Here is a 25,300-nt window from a genome sequence, read left to right on the forward strand (position 1 = left end):
GCCCTTCCGTCTTACTTTTTCATTTAATTCGAAATCCAATTTTTAATATGGTCTACTACGCCTATTTGATCTTTAGAAGTTGTTTCCAACACACTAGGAAAATCGATATGACCTATTCCTGGATATAATATTTCTTTTGTTTCACCACCCAGTTGTTTAAACTTTTCAAGTGTGGCTTGTGAATCTGTGTATGGAATAATTTGATCTTCTTTACCAGACATGAACATGATTTTAGGGAACTGCTTTATTTCATCTATATCGGGTAAGTAATCTGTCTTAATAGTATAGAGTATGTCGGTAATGATGGTTTTTATTGGAGCGACAAATTGTATTAAATCTAACGCATTCTCTTTATGAGCATAAATGGTTTTGTTCAAGATGTATTGAGGAAGATTTTTAACTGCTTTCACTTCGTCCTTCAAAATATCCCTCTTACTATTATTTGTAAATAGACGCGCGAGCATACTAGCATCTGGGGTAATTTTAGCTGCGCTATGTAAATAAATAAGATGAGTAATGGGGAGAGTATTGTATTTAAGTAGACGCGTTGCAATCATACCTCCCATTGAATAACCGACGATACTTATTTCGTGAATTTGTTGTTCCTCAACCACTTGCGTTAAGACATCATAAATACGTTCAGAGTAATCATCAAGCGTGTGTGTATCCCTGTCTAAATCAGAACTCTTTCCTCTACTAGGACAATTCACAAAGATCATTTTATATTCTCTAAAATAGGGTTCGAACATTGTCATTATTTTATAAGTTAATAATGCTCCGTGGATAAAGACAATTACATTATTAGAATTCATATCTCCTGCGTATGCGACTTCGCTATATTCATCTTTAAATCGTTTCAGTGGATAAACCTTAGTTGTAAAATTCTGCTTAATCATAAATAACCTCGTATTTCTAATATATCAATTAAAATAATAATAACATATAAATAATTTTTATATAAATATAGCCAAAATAAAGTGGTTATTGAATTTAACATAATTAAAACCATCTGTGTGACCAGATGGTTAATAAAATTCATTCTATAATACACTTTAATTACTCGATATCTCTGAATGGATTTGTTGCATCTTACTTTCAACATTTGTAATATCAGTCGCACATTGTTCAAGTAATCCTTTATACTTTTCAGTGTCTGCGTCATTCTTATATCGAATCTTATGTTCTAAACTTGCCCACATATCCATACCAATTGTACGAATTTGAATTTCTACTGGCGTCACTTCTACAGCATCAGCTAAAAAGACAGGAATGGATACCACAATATGCAAACTACGATAGCCATTTTCTTTGGGATGTTCAATATAATCTTTTCGCTTCAACAATTTAACGTCTTCTTGTTTGAGTAGCATTTGTTCAATCACATAAATATCATCTAAATAATTACAAACCACTCGAATACCTGCAATATCCATGATATTCTCTTTGGCGCTTTGTGCACTCACTTCAAGCTCTTTACGACTTAGTTTCTTAACTAAGCTGTGCATTTCTTTAACTCGTCTTTCCATATGATGTATGGGATTATGTTTAAATTGATAATTAAAATTTTCATCTAAAATACTTAACTTCGTACTAATTTCTTTAAGTGCGGAAGAATACACATGGTCTAGTTCAACAAAGTCTAATAGTGTATCAAATGCTGCCTCACTATCCTGAAAGTTATTTAAACTATTTTTGAATTCATTTCTTAAGTCTTCGACATATAATGAAGGCTTTCTTTCTACGTACATATATCTCGACCTCCGTTTTCTATACACCTCCATTATATCGGAATTGAAATCGATAGAGAAACGTTAGCCCATCATACTTTCGCCTCATTTAAGTAAGCAAACTAAAACCGCATAAGTATGAGCACTTACGCAGTTCAATTTAATCTATTCATCTTTTTTATGTTCGATGACTTTAGTTCCTTTATTGTCAGCAATCTCGTTCGCACGTTTCACGGCGTCTTGCTTTTGATCGAATGTATCTGAAGCTTGTTTAGCATCTTCAGTTTTAACTTTCCATTCATTGTCTTCGTAATAAACATGTATATTTTCGTCATTTAATTTTGGATTAGCTGACTGATCTTTCTGGTGTTGTGTGATATGTTTATTCTTTAATTCATCTAATGCTTCCTTAGACGCATCTTTATACCATTTTTCAGCTTGTTGTGTAGCAATAGGAATCACGTCGCCTTCTTTATAGCCATCTTTTAGCATAGCATTTCCGATGTCTATTGCCTTCTTACGTTCAAGTTCATCGAAATTTTTCCAACTTTGTGGGTAATCGTCCATTGTCCAAGGCATAACTTTACCTCCCAATAAAATAACTTTTAATAGTATTTACCACTATCATGAGTTATTAAACGAAAGGTTCACTTACTAACCTTTTGATTGAGAGTCATTTGAAGTATGATGTTCTTCCTCATTTTCTGTGATATCTTTACGTGCGTGAACACTGTTACGCTGAATATTAATTAATGCTGATCGAATATAATTATATTGAGGTAAATGACTTAACTCTCTTTCCTCTAAACTGCCTTGTAGTTGGAAATGCTTGGCAATATTTTCAAACGCTAAGAGATACTCGCCCATTTGCTCATCATCGATAGTTATACGATGTTTGTTATTCATCGCTCTTTCTAACATAAAACTAATTTCCTCTAACGCAAAGATACTTGGATAATAATATCGCACAACCTCTTTATTACTGAACAATTCTCCGTTGGCAGAATTATACATTTGAGTGACGTTGCTGATTTTTACGTTTAAATTTAAACGTTCTCCCTTATCTACTTCATTCGTTTCGTATTTATTTTTAGAAAATAAATAATGAAATAGCGTGGCTTCTTTACGAACTAGTTCTGCAATCGCTCCTGGTAACATTGAGGAGGCCGTATTTCTGGCAACTAAGAATATCCCTATAACAGTTATGACAATACCTAATATAACGTCGATAATACGTGTATAAGCAATTTCTATACTTAAGTTATGCGAAGCTAGACCATTCAGCATAATTACTTGAGTAGTAATGAAAATAACAGCAAATGCATAGTTTGCCGCAACAAACGCTTCAGTCATCACTGCTGAAACACCCATGATTAATATTGCAATTAACGGATTAATGTTTAAGGCTAATATGCCTGACAAAATAAGGGCGCCAATAATTGTACCTATTCCTCTTGCTAATGCACGGTCAAGTGAACGGATTGTCGTCATATTTGAGAGTAATACAGTATGTGCTGAAAGTGGTACCCAATAAGCCTTTTGAATATTAAATCCTAGCGCAATAAATATTGCTATAGCCATAATAACCATATATTGTAGCGCATTTCTGAAGACGATTGAATCAAAAGTTAAATTTTGATAAATACGTTTACTATAGAGTGGTTTGCGAATGTCGGCTTCATGTTCAATTTGATTGTCGTTCGCATGTACCATTTCATCGATTTTCAATATATGATTCAATAAATTTTCAAATTCTGAAGGTACGTCCACAGGCTTTGTCCATGGTCTTGAAGTTCGAGGTTGTTGTATTCCATTATAAATATGATCCATCATTTCAATAAGATCTTGTGGAATAGGACGAACATTTTTCTCATTTAATTCGAGTAACTCTGAATAGATACCTTGTGCTGCAGTATGTAGGAGTATTAACTTTTGGAAACGTGAACTTAACTTTCCATTACCACCTGATGTAGAAGTGATAAGGAGCTTTTCCGATGTTCTAAATTCAGTTACAGCATTTCTCGCGTATGTTTTAAACGCTTCAGGGTCATTATAATGATGTAACAAGTTATGAATTGTAGCAAAATCCGCGTTAATCGCTCTATCTTCTGCTTTAACTTTGGTAAATAAGATGGTTAACATTACAGTTATTGTCGCTAATATACCACCAATAAGAATGCCTAAGCCACGTAGTAATGCTTCTTCTGGCGCATGAGGTAAATTAATAGGCAAACAATATGTTACTAAGAAGAAGGTAGAAGACGGTCCAGCTACTTTGAGTGCATTAAAAATATAATACGGTACCGCAACGACAACAAGTAAGATAAGACCAAATACTATCGGCTGTATAATCGTTAACGTACCTAACATCATACAAAGTGAGAACGACAGTGAGCAGATAATAACTGTTCTTAACATAGATTGCGTTGAGCCTTTAAACACATAGACATGTGCAAGTGTACCTGTTGATATTAATAAGCCAAAATTGAAAAATCCAAAAAAATAGCCTATTAAAGCAGGTATAATAAGTAATAATCCTTGTCTTAACCCTTTATAATAATCAATTTTAGATTTATCAACACGGGTCAGTGAATTAAGTACGTGATTCACTTTAATCTTCCTTTCTAATTTACATCCCCAAATAAGAACATAAGAAAGAACGAGACAATTTAATTTTATGAGTTGAATAACATTGTCTCGTTCATTTTTTATAATCTATGATGTTCATAAGTGTTGCATTTACTTACCAATTATAACACTGATTATTCATTTATGTTGAACGTGCGAATTGAATTATTTTTCTACTGTTCGACTTACATCTATCTTAGGTTCCTCAGTAATAAATTTACTAATATTTTGGCTAAATGTTTGGAAGTGTTCAGATTGATTGTGTTCTTCAACAGCATTTTCATCTTTATAATTTTCAACCACCACAAATGTATTCGCTTCGCTTACATCTTCATAGTGATGATAGAATAAATTTCCTTTTTCTTGTCTAGAATGTTCCACTAAGTCAGCCATTAATTGTAAGTAATCTTCGCGTTTATTTTCATCAACTTTAATCTTAGCATTAATGATAATCATTTGAATCATCTCCTCAGCTTCTTAACAGTTTAATACATAGATAACCTGAAACATCATGCTTTAAACTCTTGTAAATTCAGAAGTAAATAAAAAACATACTAAGATGAGTGGTTTGGGAATCTTAGTATGTTCAAGATAAAAATATTAATTTGATTGTTCTTCATCTACAACAAGTGGTTGATCTGGTTTAACGAAGAACCATAGAATAGCAGCAATAACTGCAGGAACAATTAATAATTGTAATGTCATTGACCAACCTAGTTGATCTACTACTATACCGGCAAGTAATGGGCTAATTAATGCGCCGATGTTCCCCCATAAGTTCATCCAACCAGACACTGTGCCTGAGAAGTTACGACCAAGGTCAGTCGCTGCTGCCCAGCTCATACCCATTGAAATACCTACGCCACCTAAACATAAGGATAACCAAACAATTGTCATGTATAAGTTATCAGTATGAACTGCTAAAAAGATTGATACAGAGAACACTACAAATCCAGCGATAGCAATCGCACCACGCGCTACAAATCGTGACTGCCCAGAATTTAAAATTTTGTCTGAGATTGCTCCAGCTGAGAGTATTAGGAAGAACATAAACAACCATGGTAATGAACTGATTGCCATATCTTTGAAATCCACATGATATTGCTCAGCCAAATATGTTGGTAACCAAATTAAGAATAATGCGATAACGAATTGTACTACAAAATATTGTAGTGCAATTGCATAGAAACTAAAGTGACTTAAGAAACGTTTCCAGGGTGGTAAAGACTTTTCAGTTGCAACAATATCACGATGCTCAGTGATATATTTCTTCTCCGCTTCACTTACCATTTTGTGATGCTCAGGTAAATCTTTAGCAATGATTGCCCATAAGATAGCCATAACAATACCAACTGCACCAAAGATATAAAATACTGCTTGCCAGTTAAAGGCATTAACAATTGCAATTGTGATAATCGGTGCTAGTACTGGTCCAAAATAAGACCCAGCTAGAAGAGCACTCGAAGCTCTTCCTTTTTCGTTTTTAGCAAACCAAAATGAGTTAAATACGGCATTCGATGGGTACATTGGGGCTTCGCCGACACCGAATAAAAATCTTACAAAATATAATAAACCGTGATGTTTAATCATACCTGTCAAAATTGTGAATGCACTCCACCATACGAGAGCTATAGTAATCATTTTACGAGGACCAAATTTCTCAGCTAACATTCCAGAAGGCACTTGCATAAATGCATAACCTAGTGAGAAAAATGAGGCTAATAAACCAAATTGTGTTTTTGTCATACCTAAATCTTTCATCATTGGAGCTGCAATATATGAAATATTAGACCTATCCATATATGCAATTACGCCGATGAGAAAGAACCCAATTGCAAAATACCAGCGTACATTACTGCGTTTTTCATTCATATTTGTTTCCTACTTCCATTTAAATTATGTTGTTTCTATATAAGATGTCGTTAAGTTTCAGAAATTCCCTGCGATGACTGTTAAAACTACCCTTTTTAGAACAACTTTTTTAAGTTGTAGCGCTACAATTTTTATATAATATAGCACGTTGCGAAAACGGTTACAATAGTTTAGACGAAATTTCTTTAAAAAATGTATATTTTTCGTATATTTTACTGGAATCTCCAGTTTTAAGCATGTGATTTAGATTCACTTATATAATGGTGTCTAAAACCATATTTTTTATAAAATTGAGTAGCTTAAAACATTAAATTACTTATTTTTTATTCATTATATGAAGCATATATGTAATTTTATGCATAAATTGAATATGATTAATAAAAGCTAAAGAAGTTTGAAGAATATTCCTAAAAATAGTAAACTGAATTCAAAGAAAACGTTTGAAATTTTTTTGATACAATTTCATATAAATCCACTGGAAGTGCCTTTGTTTAGGGCTGAGAGTAAAGAAGTGACTTTATAATTCCTAGAACCTGATCCAGTTCATACTGGCGTAGGGAAGTGGCGACAAGAGAGTTTTAGGACTTATATAGATGATTTAAGCGCTATTTCCCATTCAGGGAGGTAGCGTTTTTTTATTTATAAATTTGAGGTGATGCACATATTTATCGCAATAACTTACGATAAGACACTTACAACACAAGACTTAGAACACTTCTTAAATATCGAGGAAGGCATTGATGCCCTATTATTTCGAACGTCTATGCCAAAAAATGAATTAAAGAAGATTTTGATTCAACTCATTAACCAAGGTTTTCCTAAGGATAAAATGATTATTCATAGTGACACGGCATTATTAGAAGAATTAAACCTTAGTCGTATTCATTTTAAAGAAAATGTTAAAACAGCTTTTGCATATAAAAAATTACATCCAGAAATCCAAGTGGGTATGTCCACACATAGCATAGATACTATTTATACATGTATAGATGAAGGACTTGATTATGTTTTTTACGGTCATATTTTCCCTACTCCCTCACATCCGCATGACACGCCACGTTCACATGATGAAATCGTAGAAGCATTAAATCTACCTATACCTATTTATGCTATCGGAGGAATTTCTGAACATACGATTTCAAAGTTGGAATATGGATTTGATGGTATTTGTGCTATTTCATTTTTCATGAATGCGTCTTTAAATGAAATTAAGGAATTAAGAAGGAAGTGGTCACAACATGCATGATGTACTTATTATTGGCTCTGGTGTCATAGGTATGTCAATTGCTAGACAGTTAAGCGCAACAAATTATGACATCGCGATCATCGACCGAGATGTTCCAGGTAAACATGCTTCATATAAAGCTGGAGGCATGTTAGGAGCACAAAATGAATTTACTGAAGATAACGATTTATATAAATTAGCCATTGAATCGCGTGGGATGTTTCCTAAATTAAGCGAATCTTTATTAAATGAGACTGGAATCGACATACAGTTCAAAGATTCAGGACTTATTAAGATTGCTAACCAAGAAGATGACCTCGAATCACTCACACGTCAATATGAGTTCCATAGACAAATGGATTCTAGTGTCAAGCTACTATCCAATGATGAACTTATACAGCTTACCAATGCGAATGTTGAACCAGCTTATGGCGCAATTCATATACCTAGTGATGGTCAAATCAATGCTAATAAATACACGAAAGCTTTGTTTAAATCTCTACAACAACATTACATCACACGATATTATCACCAAGAGGTTCAATCGATTGATAGAAGAAATGGCTACTACGCTGTGTGTACTGACCAAATGTCACCTATTGAAGCACATAAAGTGATCGTTGCAAGTGGTGCTTGGTCCTCTCAACTATTAAAAAACTACTCTCTTCCTAGAGAAGTCATTGGAGTTAAAGGCGAAGTTCTATTACTGGAACATGATGAACTAGATCTTAAAGAGACATTATTTATGACTAATGGATGTTATATCGTTCCAAAACAACCCAATCGTTTCTTAATAGGAGCAACAAGTGAATTTAACAATTACTCTGTAGGCACATCAGAAGGCGGTTTAAATTGGCTTTTAGATCATGCAAGCGCTCGTGTTCCAGAACTTAAGAATAGTCGTGTACTTAAAGAATGGTCAGGTGTTCGTCCTTACACGAATAATGAAATGCCAATGATGGATCAAATTGATGATGGCTTGTTCGTTATTACAGGACACTATCGTAATGGGATTTTATTATCTCCCGTAATTGGACGCGATATAGCAAATTGGTTAATTTCTGGCATTAAACCACCTCGTTACTCAAGCTTTAGTGTGAAAAGGAGGAGCAATTATGAAGTGTATTATTAACGGAGACTCATTCAGCTTTGACCAAGAACAATCAATTTATGATGTTTTAACAGCACTAGAATTAGATCCTAAGCGCGTTATCGTTGAATTCAATAAAGAATTAATTAAACAAGATAAGTATCATGAACATACTGTTAGAGAAGATGATCGATTAGAATTATTAGAAATTGTTGGAGGCGGATAAAATGTTTAAAATTGGAAATTTAGAATTACAATCTCGTTTATTATTAGGTACTGGTAAATTTGACAATGAAGATATTCAATCACAAGCGATTGCAGCTTCAGAAACCAATGTTTTAACCTTTGCTGTTCGTCGTATGAATTTATATGATCGTGATTTACCTAATCCTTTAGCTAACGTTAACTTAAAAGACTTTATTACTTTCCCGAATACAGCAGGTGCTAAAACAGCTGAAGAAGCAATTAGAATTGCTGAAATTGCTAACCATGCAGGTGTATGTGACATGATAAAGGTTGAAGTTATTGGCGATGACGAAACGTTACTTCCTGATCCATTTGAAACATATGAAGCTTGTAAAGTACTTTTAGAAAAAGGATATATCGTATGTCCATATATCTCAAATGACCTCGTCTTGGCGAAACGTTTGGAAGAACTAGGTGTACATGCAGTCATGCCACTTGCGTCCCCTATTGGAACTGGTCGTGGTATTAATAATCCGCTTAATTTAAGTTATATTATTGAAAATGCTAATGTACCGGTTATTGTTGATGCAGGTATCGGTTCACCGAAAGATGCATGTCATGCAATGGAGCTAGGCGCTGACGGTATATTACTCAACACAGCGATTTCTGCAGCTAAAGATCCTGTGAAAATGGCTGAAGCAATGAAGCTTGGAATTAATGCGGGTAGACTTTCATACGAAGCTGGACGAATACCAGTAAAATATACTGCACAAGCATCAAGCCCTACTGAAGGTTTAGGTTTTCTATAATGTCACGCTACGATAGACAAACGAGATTTCACCCTTTTGGCGAAGACGGACAACATCAACTCTCTACATCACAAATACTTGTCTTTGGTGCTGGAGCTTTAGGGAGCCATATCATAGACCAGCTTGCTCGCATGGGTGCTAATCATCTTACAGTTATAGACATGGACATCGTTGAAACATCAAATTTACATCGTCAGACGCTTTATGACGAAGAAGATGCCTATCATCTTGTTTCTAAAGTTGAAGCTGTAAAAAATAAGGTGAGTCAAATCAACTCAGAAGTCACTCTTACTGCTTATGATGTTGAAGTCACTTCTTCAAATATTGAGGATATAGTAAGTGAGATTAATCCAGACATCATTATTGATGGAATGGATAATTTTAAAGTGAGATTTCTCATAAATGAAGTGTGTCATAAGTATGAAATACCGTGGGTCTATGGAGCAGCTGTTGGTAGTAAAGGAACTGTTTACGGCATTGATTACCAAGGTCCTTGTTTAAAATGTCTCATGCAAACCATACCTGAGACTGGAGAAAGTTGTGCTATTAATGGTGTTCTCCCACCTATTGTCTCAATTGTAGCAAGTTATGAAGTGGCTGAAGTGATTCGCTACTTAAGTGGAAAAGGATTTTCAAAGCAAATGATTACCATCGATGCGTTTGATCTTAGTTATAAAGCGATGAACGTAGATATATTGAAAAATAATGAATGCCCAGTGTGTGAAAACCATCAATATGACTTATTAGAAACAAAACAAGAAAATACTATTGAGCAAATGTGTGGTCATACGTACCTATTTAGAATGCCTAAACATGCATTTGATTACTCAAATCATTTCCCTGGAAATATTGTAAAAGCTACTTCATTCGCTACACTTATCAAATATGAAAATTATGAATTTACTCTATTTAAAGATGGACGCATGAATGCTTACGGGGTTCATAGTGATGAAGAAGCTAGTGGTTTATATCATACTTTAATCAAATCTATTCGATAATTTCGTACAAATCAGGTTTGCCTTTATTATCAATTTTAAGCAATTATTGTTATTATCTATTATAATTAACATACAATGTATTAACATTGCTTAATTTAAAGGAGAAACGAGTTATTAATGGAACAGATTATTACAGAGTTTATTAGTAAGTGGGGCTATACCGCTATATTTATTTTAATCTTATTAGAGAACGTCTTACCTGTAGTTCCTTCAGAGATTATTCTTACCTTTGCTGGTTTACTATCAGTGAAATCCCACTTATCTATATGGACACTATTAATTATTGCTACTATAGCTTCGTTTATTGGTCTACTCATTTTGTACTATATTTGTAGACTTATATCTGAGGAAAAATTATATCGATTTGTGGACCGTCATGGTAAATGGATGAAATTAAAAAGCAAAGATTTAAAACGCGCCAATGATTGGTTTAAAAAATATGGCGCATGGGCTGTCTTCTTATGTCGTTTCGTACCAGTATTACGTGTGCTGATTACTATACCAGCTGGCATTAACCGTATGAATGTAGTTCAATTTACTATCCTTTCCTTATTAGGAACAACAATTTGGAATTTCGCACTTATTTTACTTGGACGCTTATTAAGTGATAGTTTCGGTGCTCTTATGAATGGCATTCATACATACTCACGTATCATGTATGTCATCATCATTATCGCTATTATTTACTTCGTTATCCGTTACTTCATGAAAAGACGCAAAAATGTTAAATAAGTTTAGCTGAGTAATCCTTTTTTAGGGTTTACTCAGCTTTTTTCATACAAATTAAAATTTTTAGTACGCTATCATTGAAAAAACACTACATTTTAAAGATAATTTATGTAAGCGCATTACTTTTTTAAAATAATGCATATGTGATGGAAATATTTAACAGAGGTGACTAAGCATGACTCCTATTACTGAAAGTGAAATGAAACAAAAATATTTAGATTTACTCTCTCAAAAATTTGATAGTGCTGAGAAATTAGCAACAGAGATCATTAATTTAGAATCTATCTTAGAATTACCTAAAGGCACAGAACACTTTGTGAGTGATTTACATGGTGAATATGAATCTTTCCAACACGTTTTACGTAATGGTTCAGGAAACGTTCGCGCAAAAATCAATGATATATTCGAAAATAAATTATCTCAACAAGAGATTGATGACTTAGCAGCCTTAGTGTATTATCCAGAAGAAAAATTAAAATTAGTAAAAAATAATTTTGATTCCATAGGTAAACTCAACGTATGGTATATCACTACTATCGAACGTCTGATAGAACTTATTACATATTGTTCATCAAAATATACAAGATCTAAACTACGTAAAGCTTTGCCTGAACAATTTGTTTATATTATTGAAGAGTTACTATATAAAAGTAATGAATTTCATAATAAGAAGCCCTATTATGAAACTTTAGTTAATCAAATTATTGAATTAGAGCAATCTGATGATCTTATTATCGGTTTATCATATACCGTCCAACGTCTTGTAGTCGATCATCTTCACGTAGTTGGTGATATTTATGACCGTGGACCGAAACCAGACAAGATTATGGATACGCTCATTAACTATCATTCAGTTGATATTCAATGGGGTAACCATGATGTGTTGTGGATAGGCGCTTATGCAGGCTCTAAAGTATGTTTAGCTAACTTACTTCGTATCTGTGCACGCTATGATAACTTAGATATTATTGAAGATGCTTATGGCATTAACTTACGTCCTTTACTTACTTTAGCTGAAAAGTATTACGACGCTGAGAACCCTGCTTTCAAGCCTAAGAAACGTCCTGATAAAGATGCAAGTTTAACCAAACGTGAAGAAAGCCAAATCACTAAAATACATCAAGCGATTGCTATGATTCAATTTAAACTCGAAATGCCTATTATTAAGCGTCGCCCTTCTTTCGAAATGGAAGAACGTTTAGTATTAGAAAAAATTGATTATGACAACAATGAAATTACAGTTTATGGCAAAACTTATCCCCTTAAAGATACTTGTTTCCAAACTGTAGACCGAAACGATCCGGCGAAATTACTGCCTGAAGAAGAGGAAGTTGTAGATAAATTACTTCTTTCATTCCAACAATCTGAGAAATTACGTCGTCATATGTCATTCTTGATGCGCGAAGGTAAACTTTATCTTCCATACAACGGCAATCTTCTGATTCATGGATGTATCCCAGTTGATGAAAATGGAGAAATGGAATCTTTCGAAATCGAGGGCGAGCAGTTAAGTGGACGTGAATTATTAGATGTCTTTGAATATCATGTACGCAAAGCTTTCGACCATAAAGAAATCACTGATGATATATCTACTGACTTAGTATGGTATTTATGGACTGGTAAGTATTCATCTCTATTTGGTAAGCGTGCAATGACAACATTTGAACGCTACTTTATAGAGGACAAAGCTTCTCATAAAGAGGAGAAGAATCCATATTATCACTTACGTGAAGATGTTGATATGATTCGCAAAATGTTGAAAGACTTTGGACTAAATCCAGATGAAGGTCGTATTATTAATGGTCACACACCTGTTAAAGAAATCGACGGTGAAGATCCAATCAAAGCTGATGGTAAGATGCTCGTTATCGATGGCGGCTTCTCTAAAGCCTATCAATCCACGACGGGTATTGCTGGATATACACTGCTTTATAACTCATTCGGTATGCAATTGGTGGCTCATCAAGAGTTCAATACTAAAGAAAAGGTATTATCAGATGGTTCTGATGAGCTATCAGTGAAGCGTGTTGTAGATGAAGAATTGCAACGTAAAAAAATAAAAGATACCAATGTTGGTAAAGAGTTACAAGACCAAATTGATATCTTAAAAATTCTAATGCATGATAGATATTTAAAATAAATAGAAATACTAAGCATAAAATCCTTAGTTTCTTGTCATAAATAAAGTGAATTCTGTTTAAAAGTCATCTTGCTTTCCGTGGGGACGGTCTCAATCTTGCTCAGCAAGTTTTCAACTCGCCCTATTCCCACAGGAGCCGGATGACCTTTTTTATATCTTAGTCATTTCAAAATGTAAAATTCTTTTGACATTTTATGTCAGTACGTTATCATAATAATGTCAAAAACTTTTTACATTACGGAGTGGAATTAATGAAAATTATTCTTTTATTAGTAGTATTCTTAGTCTTTGGAGTATTATGGAATATAATCATAAACAAATATTTGCCAACTATTTTAACCGATGTGAAAAATAAAAAATATGACGAAAGACAATCTCAAATGGTCGTTGAAATATTCGCCAAAACATTATTATGGATGGTATTTAGTTTGATTATTGCTGTACTATTAAAAGTCTGTGATTTTACTGACTCACAAAAAAATGTTTTCACCAGATTTTTTAGCAATTATCCAGAGTTACATTATTTAATTTTAATATCAGGATTTTTAATAATATTCTATTATCATACTAAGAAAAAATATTCAGCTTGAAGGTAATAAAGTGAAAAATAATATTTTGTACTATCGTAAAAAGATGAAAATATCTCAAGAAACATTAAGTAAGAATCTTGGGGTTTCTAGACAAACTATCAATGCTATTGAAAATAACAAATATGACCCATCATTAGTATTAGCGTTTAAATTAGCTAAACAGTTCTCAGTTACAGTTGATGAGTTGTTTACTTATTAATGGGTCATTATGCCCTAACCATATCAATGAATCACAAATAAACCCGTAGATGACTCAACTTCATCTACGGGTTATTAGTTTACATTAAAATGACCTCAGTTATTATCATGCATGGGCATCTCTTAAAATACCATAAACCCCTGTGTCATTTTCTGGTAATTCTCTATTACTACGTTTGAATGTGACTTCTTTATCTTCACTAATGTAGTAAATCAACATGTCTTTATCTGTAAGTTCATGGTACTCTTCTGCTGGCACTTCTACTATATTGTGTTGTGTAATGTAATTATTAAACCAGCGTGGGCTGTGATTTTCATCAAATAAAATATGATTACGAATCGGACCACTCAAGTTATTTCTCGCCTGTTCATCATTGAAAGAAACAGGCATCATATCAACATTATTTAAACCGAATTCTGGTACTAATTCATTAAATGCCAGACTATTGAAAATAAATGACTGTGTCATTAAGATACATTTATTATATCGAAGTAAGTCGGAATAAATACGATCATTACTTGATAATAAATTACCTTTGAAGACTTCAAATCCCGCTTCATGTGCTTTCTCAGATGTATTTTCAAATAAATTGAACATCATAACTGGAATCCCATGATCTCGTAAATTCACGCCTAGGTGGAATGAGAACTCACTCTCACCTACTATAATTACACCTGGTGGTTCATTACTAGCGACACCGAATAATTTACTTAATGGTGTAAAGCTAAAGCCATAAATGACCACGGTAATAAATACTAAGCCGAATGTCACGGGCGTGATATATTTCGCCATAGCTACTTTGTCATCCATAAATAATCCTGAGAAGAATTGGGCCACTGTTAATACGACTATCCCTCTTGGCGCCATCATAGCGACAATCGCTCGTTCTTTCTTAGAAATTTCAGTTTTAAATGTTGAGAAAAGCACTGAAATAGGTCGAACTAAGACAATCATGACAATACAGAAAATAAAGAGTTGCCATGATACTACATTAAGTAATACATCTTTCGTAAGTGATGACGTGATTAAAATAAAGACTGTACTTACTAATATAGAAGATGCATTATCGATGAAATGATCTGATTCTTTAAAGATTAAATCATGACGTTTTTTACGTGCCATTATTAAACCAAAAATTGTCACCGCTAATAATCCAGATTCCGATAATATTGCATCACAAACACTAAATGTTAAGAGAATAAAAACGAATTGGATAGGTGGCATTAAATTTTGTGGAATCATATCTTGGCGTATGAACCAATTAAATAAATATGACGCACCAAAGCCGATTACGACAACGGCTAATATTTTCAGTACGAATATGAGAATAACAATGAAACTTATACCTTGTTCAATAATTTGGAAGATATAAAATGCTGTCAATGCAAGCATCGGACCAATTGGGTCGAGAATAATACTTTCCCATCTTAATATAGAGTCAACATTCCTCTTTACTTTCGCTTGTTTTAATAATGGTTGAATCACAGTTGGACCTGTAATTAAAAAGAGTCCTCCCATGACAAAGGATACGGAGATTGGAAAGTTTAGGATTGTATGTAAGGCTATCGCACCTAAAATCCATGCAATAACTGCGCCGACTGTTATGATTCGAATAACCGCTTTAGAAATTCCTTTAAGTTCCCTAAAATCTAAATTACTGCTACCTTCAAATAAAATAATTGCAACAGCTAAGGAAACGATTGGACTAAACACTTCAGATCCTAACGCTTCTTTAGGATTAGTGATACCTAATATCGGGCCAACGAGTAAACCAACAATCGCCATAACTACTATAGATGGCCATTTAATTCTATCTGCTAACCATTGACTAAAAATCCCTAATGCTAGAAATAGAACTATCATCAGCATAATGGGTAAGTCCAATGACATATGAACACCTTCTTAATATATTTACTTGCCTAATATATTCAATATTGCCTAATACTATCAAAAATGATGTATAAATGCATTATTATTTGCTTAAAACTTTTGTAAATGTATAAAAATAATTAAATTGATTAAAATTAAACTTACAATTACTGAGCACCTTAAGTTTATGATACATATTAATTATACACTAAAGTCAAATTATCGTACGTCACATTTATACAATAGTACATATGTGATGAACTTTACTGTTTATTTTTTCGTCTATATCATCTACAATAGATAGATGTGATTTTTCAATTTTTTAAAATAAATGAATACATACAACATCTTTAAAATATATAAATTTGAAGGGATATGCATGTTAAATGAATACTGTTAAAGAATCCATCATCGTTGCCTTCGCTTTCGTTGGCGTGGTCGTTGGCGCTGGATTTGCGACAGGTCAGGAAATATTTCAATTTTTCACAAGTAATGGTATCTATAGTATCGCTGGAATTATCATTACTGGTCTTATCGTTACTTTAGGTGGAATATTTGTTTTAAACACTGGCTTCCGTCTTAAATCTCAAAATCATTCTGAATCAATCAATTTCTATTTACATCCTTTGATTGCAAAAGTTTTCGATATCATACTGACTATATTTTTATTTTCACTTGCTATTATTATGACGGCAGGTGGTGCATCAACAATTAACGAGAGCTTTGGCATACCTTTTTGGCTAAGTTCTTTAATCTTAGTAGTGCTAATATTACTCACGTTGTTTTTACAGTTTGATCGATTAATTGCTGTACTTGGTGGGGTTACACCTTTCCTAGTCGCTGTAGTAGTAATGATTGCTGTGTATTATTTTGTTACTGGTCACATTGATTTTACTGCCGCGAATCAATATTCTAATAACAATAAATCAATTTCTCCAGGTTGGTGGTTCGATGCAATCAACTACGCCAGTCTACAAATTGCAGCTGCTTTCAGTTTTCTAACAGTTATGGGTGGTAAGTTGAAGTTTCAGAAATCGACTGTTTATGGTGGCTTAATTGGTGGTCTCATCATTACTTTCCTATTGCTAATGATTAATCTAGGATTAATTACTGAGTTCGATAAAATAAAACATGTGGCATTACCATCGCTACTCTTAGCAAAACAGATTTCACCTTCTATCGGCACAATTATGTCTGTGATCATGGTGTTAGTAATATATAATACTGTTGTAGGTCTAATGTATGCATTTGCTACACGTTTTAGCCAACCCTTTACAAAACGTTATTTTAGTTTAATTATTATGATGGCTATCATTACTTTCATTTGTACATTTATTGGATTTATCTCACTGATTGGTAAGGTATTCCCAATTATGGGACTATTTGGTTTTATTTTGCTTATCCCTGTCATATATAAAGGTTTTCTTAGACACTAAATATGAGTCAGGCGAGCTGTTAATGCTCGTCTGGCTTTTTTGTTGAATGTATCTTACTTCCCTTTCACATTTCTCAAAGATTATTACTCTCCATATGTTTTTCATTTTCAAAATTAGGATAAAAAATTTCGGGAATATAAATTGTGGAGGTGTCTTAAATGACAAATCAACTATTTATTAATAATGAATTTATCGAGAGTCAATCGAATGAAACGATGGATGTGATTAATCCTGCTACAGGGGAAAAATTCGATACAATTACATTTGCGACTAAAGAAGAAGTCAATAACGCAATTGAAAAATCTAAACATGCTCAACGTGAATGGGAACGCGTTCCTCAACCTACACGTGCCGAACATGTAAAATTACTCATTCCATTATTAGAACAAAATCGCGATGAAATAGCACAATTATATGTGAAAGAGCAAGGAAAAACGTTAGCTGAAGCTTATGGTGAAATTGATAAGTCTATCGCATTTATTGATTATATGACTAGTTTAAGTATGAGTAATAAGGGCGAAGTACTTCAAAATAGCGTAGAAAACGAAATTATCCAAATTACGAAGAAACCTATTGGTGTCACAGCGGGCATCGTCCCTTGGAATGCCCCTATTATGGTTTTAATGCGAAAAGTTATTCCCGCTGTTGTTACGGGATGCTCAGTCGTTATTAAACCAAGTGAAGAAACGACACTTTTAACATTAAAATTAGCTGAACTATTCCGTGCTTCAACAATACCAGCTGGATTAATTCAAATTGTTCCAGGCACTGGCGAAACGGTTGGAACACAACTTGCAACGCATGAAGATATTCAACTCATCTCACTTACAGGTAGTATGCGTGCTGGTAAATCAGTATATGAACATGCAGCACAAACAGTTAAGAAGGTAAACCTTGAGTTAGGTGGTAACGCACCTGTTATCGTTACACCTCATGCGGATATCGACAAAGCTGTAGACTATATTGTCACAGCTCGTATTAATAACGCTGGTCAAGTGTGCACATGCCCTGAACGTATCTTTGTTCACGAAGATGTTCATGACGAATTTATTGAAAAGGTTTCTAACAAAATGAGTCAATTAACTGTAGGAGACCCACTCGATGAGAATTCAGATTACGGAGCTATTATTAACCAAACTCAACTCAATAGTATTCATGAAAAAGTCGAAACTGCAGTGACAAACGGTGCCAAATTAGTATTGGGCGGACAAAAATTACAACGTGATGGTTTCTTCTACGAACCAACTGTATTAGATCATGTAAATCCTGAAGATAGTGTATTTAAAGAAGAAATATTCGGACCAGTCCTAGCGGTTACAACGTATAACGACTTCGATCAAGTGATTGATGACGCTAATGATACAAATGCTGGTTTATCTTCATATATTTTCTCTGAAAACTTTAAAGAAGTAATGACCGCTTCAGAACGTTTAAAATTTGGTGAAGTTTACGCCAATTGTGAAGCAGAAGAAGTAGTGAACGGTTATCACGCAGGATGGCGCGAATCTGGTTTAGGAGGCGCTGATGGTATTCACGGCTTTGAAGAGTACTATAACACTACAGTAAGTTATTTAAGATATTAGTAGTATATGAAAAGACCCTTTTAGAGTGAACATGTCATTCTAAAAGGGTTTTTAATTATTGATTTAAAGCTTTGTCTAACGATTCAATATCTTTTTTCATTAGTGATTGATAAGTGATTGACTGATTGTCTTTTTCTTTTTTAGTAAGTACTGCTAAATTATGGAAACTTAAAGGTTGGGTATCTGTTTCTTTTTTTATCACATCTGTAATTTTAGAAGTAATATTTTGTTCATATAATACATAAGGAGACTTGGAATTTTTGATGTTCTTCACGATACTCAATATCTTCTTCTGACTTGGTTCTTCATCATTCATTCCATTAACGCCTTCTTGTTTAAAATGATAACGATGAGTAAGATAGCCTAGAGAATCGTGAGAAATAATAATTTTTTCACGTTTAGGGCTTTTAGTGATTTTTTGCATCTTTTTATCGATATTTGCGACATCTTTATCTAACTTTTTATAGTTTTTTTCATAGTATGACTTATGTTTAGGATCTTTTTGAATAAGCTTATCTTTGATTTTCTCAGCGAAAATGCGATCTAATACTGGGTCTAGCCAAACATGTGGGTCGTTTTCAGTTTCAGCATGATTATGACCTTCATCTTCATCGTGATCATCGGAATGGATTAATTCTTTTTGATTTAAATCGCTTGCAAGGGCTAATTTCATATTTTTATTTTCCATTGATTGAGTTATTTTAGCTGAAACTGGGTCTAAGCCATCGCTAGAGTAGATGAATAAATCACTTTTCGCAATATTAATCATATCTTTTTGCGTAGGCTCATAAGAATGTAAATCAGCACCTGGAGGATAAATAGATTCTACATCTACGTATTTACCGCCAATTTGTTCTATAAAACTTTGAAATGCAAAGACGGTTGTATATATTTTCATTTTGTTGTGACTATTGACATTGTCTTTTTTGCTAGAATTTATACTCTTACTACATCCACTTAATATTAAAATTAATGATAACGTAATAAAGATAATTGCCTTTCTTTTCAAAATGAGCCCTCCACAAAGCGTAATTATTTCGTTTATCACTATATCTATAACCTTCTAAAAAAGCAATAGCTAAGCCTTTAAAAAATTAATCATGTTTTAGAATTTAAAAAGAGTGATAAATATATGTATAAACATTTTAAAGGAGTGAACGTTAATGGCTGAAGAAATTAAACAAGGCGATCATAAATTTTATGTGGGAGAAGATGAGAATAATCCACAAGCAGTAATTACTTTCAAAGAAGTAGATAACAATGAAATCGATATTGACCATACTGGTGTATCTGATGAACTAGGTGGTCAAGGTTTAGGGAAAAAATTAGTGAATAGCGTTGTTGAATATGCGCGTAATAATAATTTAAAAATCATTGCTTCTTGCCCATTTGCTAAAGATGTTTTAGAAAAAGACGACCACGCGCAAGATGTATATTTAGGCTAATACATTGATATTTAATCATTCCAAGGAGATATTATTCTTCTTGGAATTTTTTTGATTCAAACTTGCTCTTTTCACCTCCTAGTAGTATATTTATTATACTTAGTATAAATATTAAATGAAGATGACTTTTTCATCTGAGGAGGACTACACTTTGCATACCTTTCACTCATCAGAAGCAACGCAAGTTACAAATATCACTCTGAACGTTAAAGATTTAAATACAATGACTGACTTTTACTCTAATGTTTTAGGTTTTACAATCAATAAACAAACTGAGCAACAAACCATTTTTTATATCGGTAAACATGGACATACATTAACTTTGAATAGATTGATTGATGGTCGTCAACCTGGATTTAGAGAAGCTGGATTATTCCATATCGCCTACCTTCTCCCTTCGCGTGTTGACTTAGCAAACTTCCTTTATCATACTAGCCAACTCAATATCGCGGTTGGTGGTGGCGATCATCTTGTAAGTGAGGCTTTATATTTTAATGATCCAGAAGGTAACGGCATTGAGGTCTATCAAGACCGTCCTGATGAAGGATGGCAATGGAGTGATGGATTTGTCAAAATGGATACACTACAAGTTGATGCCAATGATTTAATTGCTCAACGTTCTAAAGAAGGATGGCAAGGTTGGCCAGAAGATGGGATAATTGGGCATTTACATCTTAAAACACATGATCTAGGACAAGCACGCGCATTTTATATTGATGATCTAGGGTTAGAACAAATTTCTAATTTCCCCCAAGCACTCTTCATGTCCACGCAGAAATATCATCACCACATTGCGGTGAATACTTGGCAGTCAAATATAGCAAGAACACATAATCAACTATCATATGGATTAACTCATGTAGATATATATCAACCTAATGCAGAGATTAAACATTTAACATCACCAGAAGGCTTTGACATTAAGATTCATGGTGATAAAAATTTAGTGTTAAACACATAAAAAAAGAGGGCTTTCGCCCTCTTTTAATTTTTTATTTATATTAATACATACCATTTGGTTGGTTACTTGTATCAATAAAGATATTTTTAACTTGTTGATAGTTTTTAATTGCGTCTTTATAAACTTCACGACCAATACCAGATTTCTTATAGCCGCCGAATGGTGCGCCTGCTGGAATTTGGTTATACGTATTAATCCAAATACGACCAGTTCTCATTGCTTTAGAAACATTTAATGCACGGTTGATATTAGTTGTGAAAATACCACCAGCTAAACCATATTCTGAGTCATTCGCGATATCAATCGCTTGTTGTTCATCATCAAATTTTTCAACTACTAAAACTGGACCAAAGATTTCCTCTTGAGCTAATTTGTGTTTATTATCTTTTAACTCAATAATAGTCGGCTCGAAATAATAACCTTTATCTAATCCATTGTCTGTAATACGATGACCACCAGTTAAGATATTAGCTTTATCATCATCTTCTGCAATTTTTACGTAACCTTGAATTTTTTCTAATTGATCTGGACCAGTTTGCGCACTCATTTTTACATTTTCATCAAATGGATCACCAACTGTGATATTTTCAAAAGCTTCTTTTAGTTTAGGTAATAATTCGTCATAAATTGAAGATTGTATTAGCAATCTTGAACCTGCACTACAAACCTCACCTTGGTTAAATAGAATTCCTAACTGAACGCCTTCAACAACTTGTTCTAAATTCGCGTCATCAAAGATGATGTTGGCACTCTTACCACCAAGTTCTAATGTTGTAGGTACAATGCGTTCAGCTCCTGCTTTTGCTACGCCGTAACCTACATCTGTTGAACCAGTGAATGATAACTTATCTACACCTTCATGGTTAAAGATAGCGTCACCTGATTCAGAACCTTTACCAGTTAAAACGTTCACTACACCTTTAGGTAAAACTTCTTGGAAAATTTTAGCAAGTTCAATTAATGATAAAGGCGTTGAAGAAGATGGTTGAATAACCACTGTGTTACCTGCAGCTAATGCTGGTCCTAATTTCCATGAAGCTAATAAAATTGGGAAGTTCCATGCAACCACTGCACCTACAACACCTACAGGTTCATTGACAACTAAACTCATAGTGTTTTCGTCAATTTCATTGACTGTACCTTCATCAGTAGTTAAAACACTTGCGAAATATTTAAACTGATTTGCTGCTTGAGGTACATCAATTGTAGAAGTTTCACGATATGGTTTACCATTTTGTAATGATTCAACTGTAGCTAAATGTTCAGCCTTTTCATGAATGCGACGACTAATTTCTAATAAGTAATCAGCGCGTTCAGCTTTTGAAATTTTACTCCAGCTATCAAAAGCATCATGTGCAGCTTGCACTGCTTTATCGACATCTTCTTTGCCAGCTCTTGCAACTTTAGCTAAGTCTTCGCCATTAGCTGGGTTAGTTACTGTTAATGTTTCTCCACTACCACTTGATTGGAATTCGTTATTGATAAATAAGCCATAACTTTCGTCGATATAATCTCTTACGTTAATATTTGCCATTTTAACCCATCCTTTATAGTGATATTTGAATTGTTGAAACTACCTTGCTTAACTTAAATATATTTAAAAATGTAAACGTTTACTTTTGTAGTTTTTATTTTACCTTCTTTTCTATATGATTCAAAACAATGTGTTTATGAGCATACTCAAAAAGAAGTCCTAGTCTTGAATTACCCGCATATATAAAGACTTATTCACTTCTGAAAAATTTAAAAATTTTCAAAAAAACAGACTCTACAATCTAAAATTATAGAATCTGTTCTTGAATATTTTAAATTATTATACCCAGCTAATAACGTCATCTTTGTTTTGACGAACTTTACCATGAGCAGGTTCTTCAGCTCTATAACCGAAACCAACCATTACTGAAATACCGAAATGTTCAGTATCTAGGATACCTTCATCAGCTAATATCTCAGTCACTTTATCTAAGTCAAATCCTTCCATTGGGCATGAATCAACGCCTAAGAGTGCTGCAGTCGTCATCATATTACCTAATGCAATATAAGTTTGTTTGCTAGCCCAATCATACAATGTACGTTCATTATCATTAATGTGGAAATTGGTTTGGAAATTATCAAACTTTTCATTAACTGCTGGAATTGTGCTTTCTTCGTACTGTTTAACACCACGAATTAAGTTTTGGACGTATTCAGATTGAGAAGTTACATTTTTACGTGCAAATATCAATACAAAGTGACTCGCTGTATCTAACTGCTTCTGAGCACCCCAACTGTATGGTTTAAGTTTATCTCTTAATGTTTCACTTTGGACTACAACAAAATGCCACGGTTCCAAACCTAGAGAACTCGGAGATAATCTCCCTGCCTCTAAAATTGTTTCAAAATCTTCATCACTCACTTTTTTAGACGGATCAAATTGTTTTGTAGCGTGTCTAAATTTAAACGCATCAATGATTGTTTGATTCATATTACTCATACCAGTGTTTCATCCTTCCTAAAATACATTGTTAACAATATCAATTTTCATTACATCAAAAGTATAAATGACTTTTGTACACGATAAAAGTAAATGAATTTCATAAAAAAAGAGGATGTTTATTTTTAAAATGAGAGATTTTTCACATTTTTCTTTTCCAAAGGTCATTTCGCACTTGATTTGTGAAAACTTTCACAATATAATGAGCTTGTAAGTTTTAGTCTTACTTATTTATTTTTATTCTTATAACTTATTATTTAGTACGATTTTTTATATTTTAGAAATGGGGTTATTTTTTAATGACAAGAATTATGTTTTTCGGTACACGCGAATATGAGAAAGAAATGGCATTAAACTGGGGTAAAAAGAATAACATTGAAGTAACTACTTCTACTGAACTTTTAAGTAAAGATACTGTCGACCAACTTAAGGATTATGATGGTGTAACTACCATGCAATTCGGTAAATTAGAAGTTGAAGTTTACCCTAAACTCGAAGCATACGGCATCAAACAAATCGCTCAACGTACTGCGGGATTCGATATGTACGATTTAGATCTTGCTAAAAAACATGGTATTGTTATTTCTAACATTCCTAGTTATTCACCTGAGACTATCGCAGAATATTCTGTTTCTATCGCATTACAACTTGTACGTAGATTCCCTGCAATCGAAAGACGCGTACAAGATCACAACTTTACTTGGGCGGCACCGATTATGTCACGTCCAGTTAAGAATATGACAGTCGCTATCATTGGTACAGGACGTATTGGAGCTGCCACTGCTAAAATTTACGCAGGATTTGGCGCAAAGGTTGTTGGTTACGATGCTTATCCTAATCATTCTTTAGACTTCTTAGAGTATAAGGATTCTGTTGAAGAAGCTATTAAAGATGCAGACATCATTTCATTACACGTACCTGCAAACAAAGAAAGCTTCCACTTATTTGATAAAGAAATGTTTGCGAAAGTTAAGAAAGGTGCTATTTTAGTTAACGCTGCTCGTGGGGCTGTTATTAACACACCTGAACTTATTGATGCAGTTAACGATGGCACATTATATGGTGCTGCAATCGATACTTATGAAAATGAAGCCGACTACTTTACATTTGATTGGACTAACAAAACAATCGAAGATCAAACGCTTTTAGAGCTTATTAGACACGAAAAGATTTTAGTCACACCTCACATTGCTTTCTTCTCAGATGAAGCAGTACAAAACTTAGTTGAAGGCGGCTTAAATGCAGCGTTATCAGTTATTCAAACTGGAACTTGTGAAACACGTCTAAACTAATATATTTAAAAGGGTGAGAAAAGTTGGTATATCCACTTCTTCTCACCT

Annotated in this window: 24 protein-coding genes and 1 riboswitch; of the genes, 14 read left to right on the forward strand and 10 right to left on the reverse strand. The window is 33.6% G+C overall.

Annotation, left to right across the window (positions count from 1 at the left end):
* Window positions 1–23 precede the first annotated feature (23 nt).
* The 6 genes from AC3WQX_RS07825 to AC3WQX_RS07850 all read right to left on the reverse strand — a co-directional run bounded on the left by AC3WQX_RS07825 (window position 24) and on the right by AC3WQX_RS07850 (window position 6,227).
* Window positions 24–896, reverse strand: coding sequence for an alpha/beta fold hydrolase (locus tag AC3WQX_RS07825; protein ID WP_193626834.1), 873 nt, complete (start codon window positions 894–896; stop codon window positions 24–26).
* Between the two features lie 156 nt (window positions 897–1,052).
* Window positions 1,053–1,748 carry a GTP pyrophosphokinase gene (locus AC3WQX_RS07830; protein ID WP_492740023.1) on the reverse strand — a complete coding sequence of 232 codons (696 nt, stop codon included), beginning with the start codon at window positions 1,746–1,748 and terminating at the stop codon, window positions 1,053–1,055.
* 144 nt (window positions 1,749–1,892) lie between these two features.
* On the reverse strand, window positions 1,893–2,306 hold the full coding sequence (locus AC3WQX_RS07835) for a DUF2188 domain-containing protein (protein ID WP_049427906.1): 414 nt from the start codon (window positions 2,304–2,306) through the stop codon (window positions 1,893–1,895).
* A 75-nt stretch (window positions 2,307–2,381) separates the two neighbouring features.
* Window positions 2,382–4,337, reverse strand: a complete 1,956-nt coding sequence (locus AC3WQX_RS07840; RefSeq protein WP_193626832.1) for an FUSC family protein — start codon at window positions 4,335–4,337, stop codon at window positions 2,382–2,384.
* Between the two features lie 183 nt (window positions 4,338–4,520).
* Entirely contained in the window at window positions 4,521–4,811 is a 291-nt protein-coding gene (locus AC3WQX_RS07845) for a putative quinol monooxygenase (RefSeq protein ID WP_002432496.1), read from the reverse strand.
* A gap of 144 nt (window positions 4,812–4,955) precedes the next feature.
* Window positions 4,956–6,227, reverse strand: a complete 1,272-nt coding sequence (locus AC3WQX_RS07850) for a pyruvate MFS transporter (RefSeq protein ID WP_002432812.1) — start codon at window positions 6,225–6,227, stop codon at window positions 4,956–4,958.
* A 467-nt stretch (window positions 6,228–6,694) separates the two neighbouring features.
* Window positions 6,695–6,804: riboswitch (TPP riboswitch) on the forward strand.
* Window positions 6,805–6,882: 78 nt separating this feature from the next.
* On the opposite strand from AC3WQX_RS07850, the gene AC3WQX_RS07855 reads away from it, so the two are divergent.
* From AC3WQX_RS07855 to AC3WQX_RS07895, 9 genes are all read left to right on the forward strand, one after another.
* Window positions 6,883–7,473: a thiamine phosphate synthase gene (locus AC3WQX_RS07855; RefSeq protein ID WP_070597682.1), complete on the forward strand. Its 591-nt coding sequence runs from the start codon at window positions 6,883–6,885 to the stop codon at window positions 7,471–7,473.
* Entirely contained in the window at window positions 7,466–8,584 is a 1,119-nt protein-coding gene (gene thiO / locus AC3WQX_RS07860; protein WP_049427899.1) for a glycine oxidase ThiO, read from the forward strand. The genes AC3WQX_RS07855 and thiO overlap by 8 nt, the downstream gene beginning before the upstream one ends.
* Window positions 8,568–8,768, forward strand: coding sequence for a sulfur carrier protein ThiS (gene thiS / locus AC3WQX_RS07865; protein WP_002469878.1), 201 nt, complete (start codon window positions 8,568–8,570; stop codon window positions 8,766–8,768). Before thiO ends, thiS begins: the two co-directional genes overlap by 17 nt.
* A gap of 1 nt (window position 8,769) precedes the next feature.
* Complete coding sequence (locus AC3WQX_RS07870; protein ID WP_002469896.1) at window positions 8,770–9,537, forward strand: thiazole synthase; 768 nt, start codon at window positions 8,770–8,772, stop codon at window positions 9,535–9,537.
* The gene (locus tag AC3WQX_RS07875; protein WP_070597683.1) at window positions 9,537–10,535 is read left to right on the forward strand and encodes a HesA/MoeB/ThiF family protein; all 999 of its coding nucleotides are present in this window, start codon (window positions 9,537–9,539) and stop codon (window positions 10,533–10,535) included. Before AC3WQX_RS07870 ends, AC3WQX_RS07875 begins: the two co-directional genes overlap by 1 nt.
* A gap of 117 nt (window positions 10,536–10,652) precedes the next feature.
* Window positions 10,653–11,267, forward strand: a complete 615-nt coding sequence (gene uptA / locus AC3WQX_RS07880; RefSeq protein WP_002432789.1) for an undecaprenyl phosphate transporter UptA — start codon at window positions 10,653–10,655, stop codon at window positions 11,265–11,267.
* Window positions 11,268–11,439: 172 nt separating this feature from the next.
* Window positions 11,440–13,404, forward strand: a complete 1,965-nt coding sequence (locus AC3WQX_RS07885; RefSeq protein ID WP_049427892.1) for a fructose-bisphosphatase class III — start codon at window positions 11,440–11,442, stop codon at window positions 13,402–13,404.
* 251 nt (window positions 13,405–13,655) lie between these two features.
* On the forward strand, window positions 13,656–13,994 hold the full coding sequence (locus AC3WQX_RS07890) for a hypothetical protein (RefSeq protein WP_492740028.1): 339 nt from the start codon (window positions 13,656–13,658) through the stop codon (window positions 13,992–13,994).
* Between the two features lie 10 nt (window positions 13,995–14,004).
* A complete protein-coding gene (locus tag AC3WQX_RS07895; RefSeq protein WP_002432924.1) occupies window positions 14,005–14,193 on the forward strand; it encodes a helix-turn-helix transcriptional regulator in 189 nt (62 codons plus the stop codon).
* A gap of 105 nt (window positions 14,194–14,298) precedes the next feature.
* On the opposite strand, the gene AC3WQX_RS07900 is transcribed toward AC3WQX_RS07895, so the two are convergent.
* A complete protein-coding gene (locus AC3WQX_RS07900) occupies window positions 14,299–16,083 on the reverse strand; it encodes a cation:proton antiporter (protein ID WP_023351141.1) in 1,785 nt (594 codons plus the stop codon).
* Window positions 16,084–16,448: 365 nt separating this feature from the next.
* On the opposite strand from AC3WQX_RS07900, the gene AC3WQX_RS07905 reads away from it, so the two are divergent.
* Window positions 16,449–17,498 carry a YkvI family membrane protein gene (locus tag AC3WQX_RS07905; protein WP_047796702.1) on the forward strand — a complete coding sequence of 350 codons (1,050 nt, stop codon included), beginning with the start codon at window positions 16,449–16,451 and terminating at the stop codon, window positions 17,496–17,498.
* Between the two features lie 158 nt (window positions 17,499–17,656).
* On the forward strand, window positions 17,657–19,081 hold the full coding sequence (aldA, locus tag AC3WQX_RS07910; RefSeq protein WP_023351138.1) for an aldehyde dehydrogenase: 1,425 nt from the start codon (window positions 17,657–17,659) through the stop codon (window positions 19,079–19,081).
* A 55-nt stretch (window positions 19,082–19,136) separates the two neighbouring features.
* On the opposite strand, the gene AC3WQX_RS07915 is transcribed toward aldA, so the two are convergent.
* Window positions 19,137–20,090 carry a metal ABC transporter solute-binding protein, Zn/Mn family gene (locus tag AC3WQX_RS07915; protein WP_030058804.1) on the reverse strand — a complete coding sequence of 318 codons (954 nt, stop codon included), beginning with the start codon at window positions 20,088–20,090 and terminating at the stop codon, window positions 19,137–19,139.
* Between the two features lie 154 nt (window positions 20,091–20,244).
* On the opposite strand from AC3WQX_RS07915, the gene AC3WQX_RS07920 reads away from it, so the two are divergent.
* Together AC3WQX_RS07920 and AC3WQX_RS07925 are read left to right on the forward strand one after the other, a co-directional pair.
* Window positions 20,245–20,526 carry a GNAT family N-acetyltransferase gene (locus AC3WQX_RS07920; RefSeq protein ID WP_002432606.1) on the forward strand — a complete coding sequence of 94 codons (282 nt, stop codon included), beginning with the start codon at window positions 20,245–20,247 and terminating at the stop codon, window positions 20,524–20,526.
* A 151-nt stretch (window positions 20,527–20,677) separates the two neighbouring features.
* Window positions 20,678–21,487, forward strand: coding sequence for a VOC family protein (locus AC3WQX_RS07925; protein WP_030058802.1), 810 nt, complete (start codon window positions 20,678–20,680; stop codon window positions 21,485–21,487).
* A 40-nt stretch (window positions 21,488–21,527) separates the two neighbouring features.
* Here the strand turns inward: AC3WQX_RS07925 and AC3WQX_RS07930 are convergent, their stop codons facing one another.
* Together AC3WQX_RS07930 and AC3WQX_RS07935 are read right to left on the reverse strand one after the other, a co-directional pair.
* Window positions 21,528–23,021, reverse strand: a complete 1,494-nt coding sequence (locus AC3WQX_RS07930) for an aldehyde dehydrogenase family protein (protein ID WP_193626830.1) — start codon at window positions 23,019–23,021, stop codon at window positions 21,528–21,530.
* 279 nt (window positions 23,022–23,300) lie between these two features.
* The gene (locus AC3WQX_RS07935) at window positions 23,301–23,960 is read right to left on the reverse strand and encodes an NAD(P)H-dependent oxidoreductase (protein WP_030058798.1); all 660 of its coding nucleotides are present in this window, start codon (window positions 23,958–23,960) and stop codon (window positions 23,301–23,303) included.
* Window positions 23,961–24,259: 299 nt separating this feature from the next.
* On the opposite strand from AC3WQX_RS07935, the gene AC3WQX_RS07940 reads away from it, so the two are divergent.
* Window positions 24,260–25,252 carry a D-lactate dehydrogenase gene (locus tag AC3WQX_RS07940; RefSeq protein ID WP_492740033.1) on the forward strand — a complete coding sequence of 331 codons (993 nt, stop codon included), beginning with the start codon at window positions 24,260–24,262 and terminating at the stop codon, window positions 25,250–25,252.
* Window positions 25,253–25,300: the final 48 nt, after the last annotated feature.

The organism is Staphylococcus sp. FW104-15G4D (genome assembly GCF_058790135.1).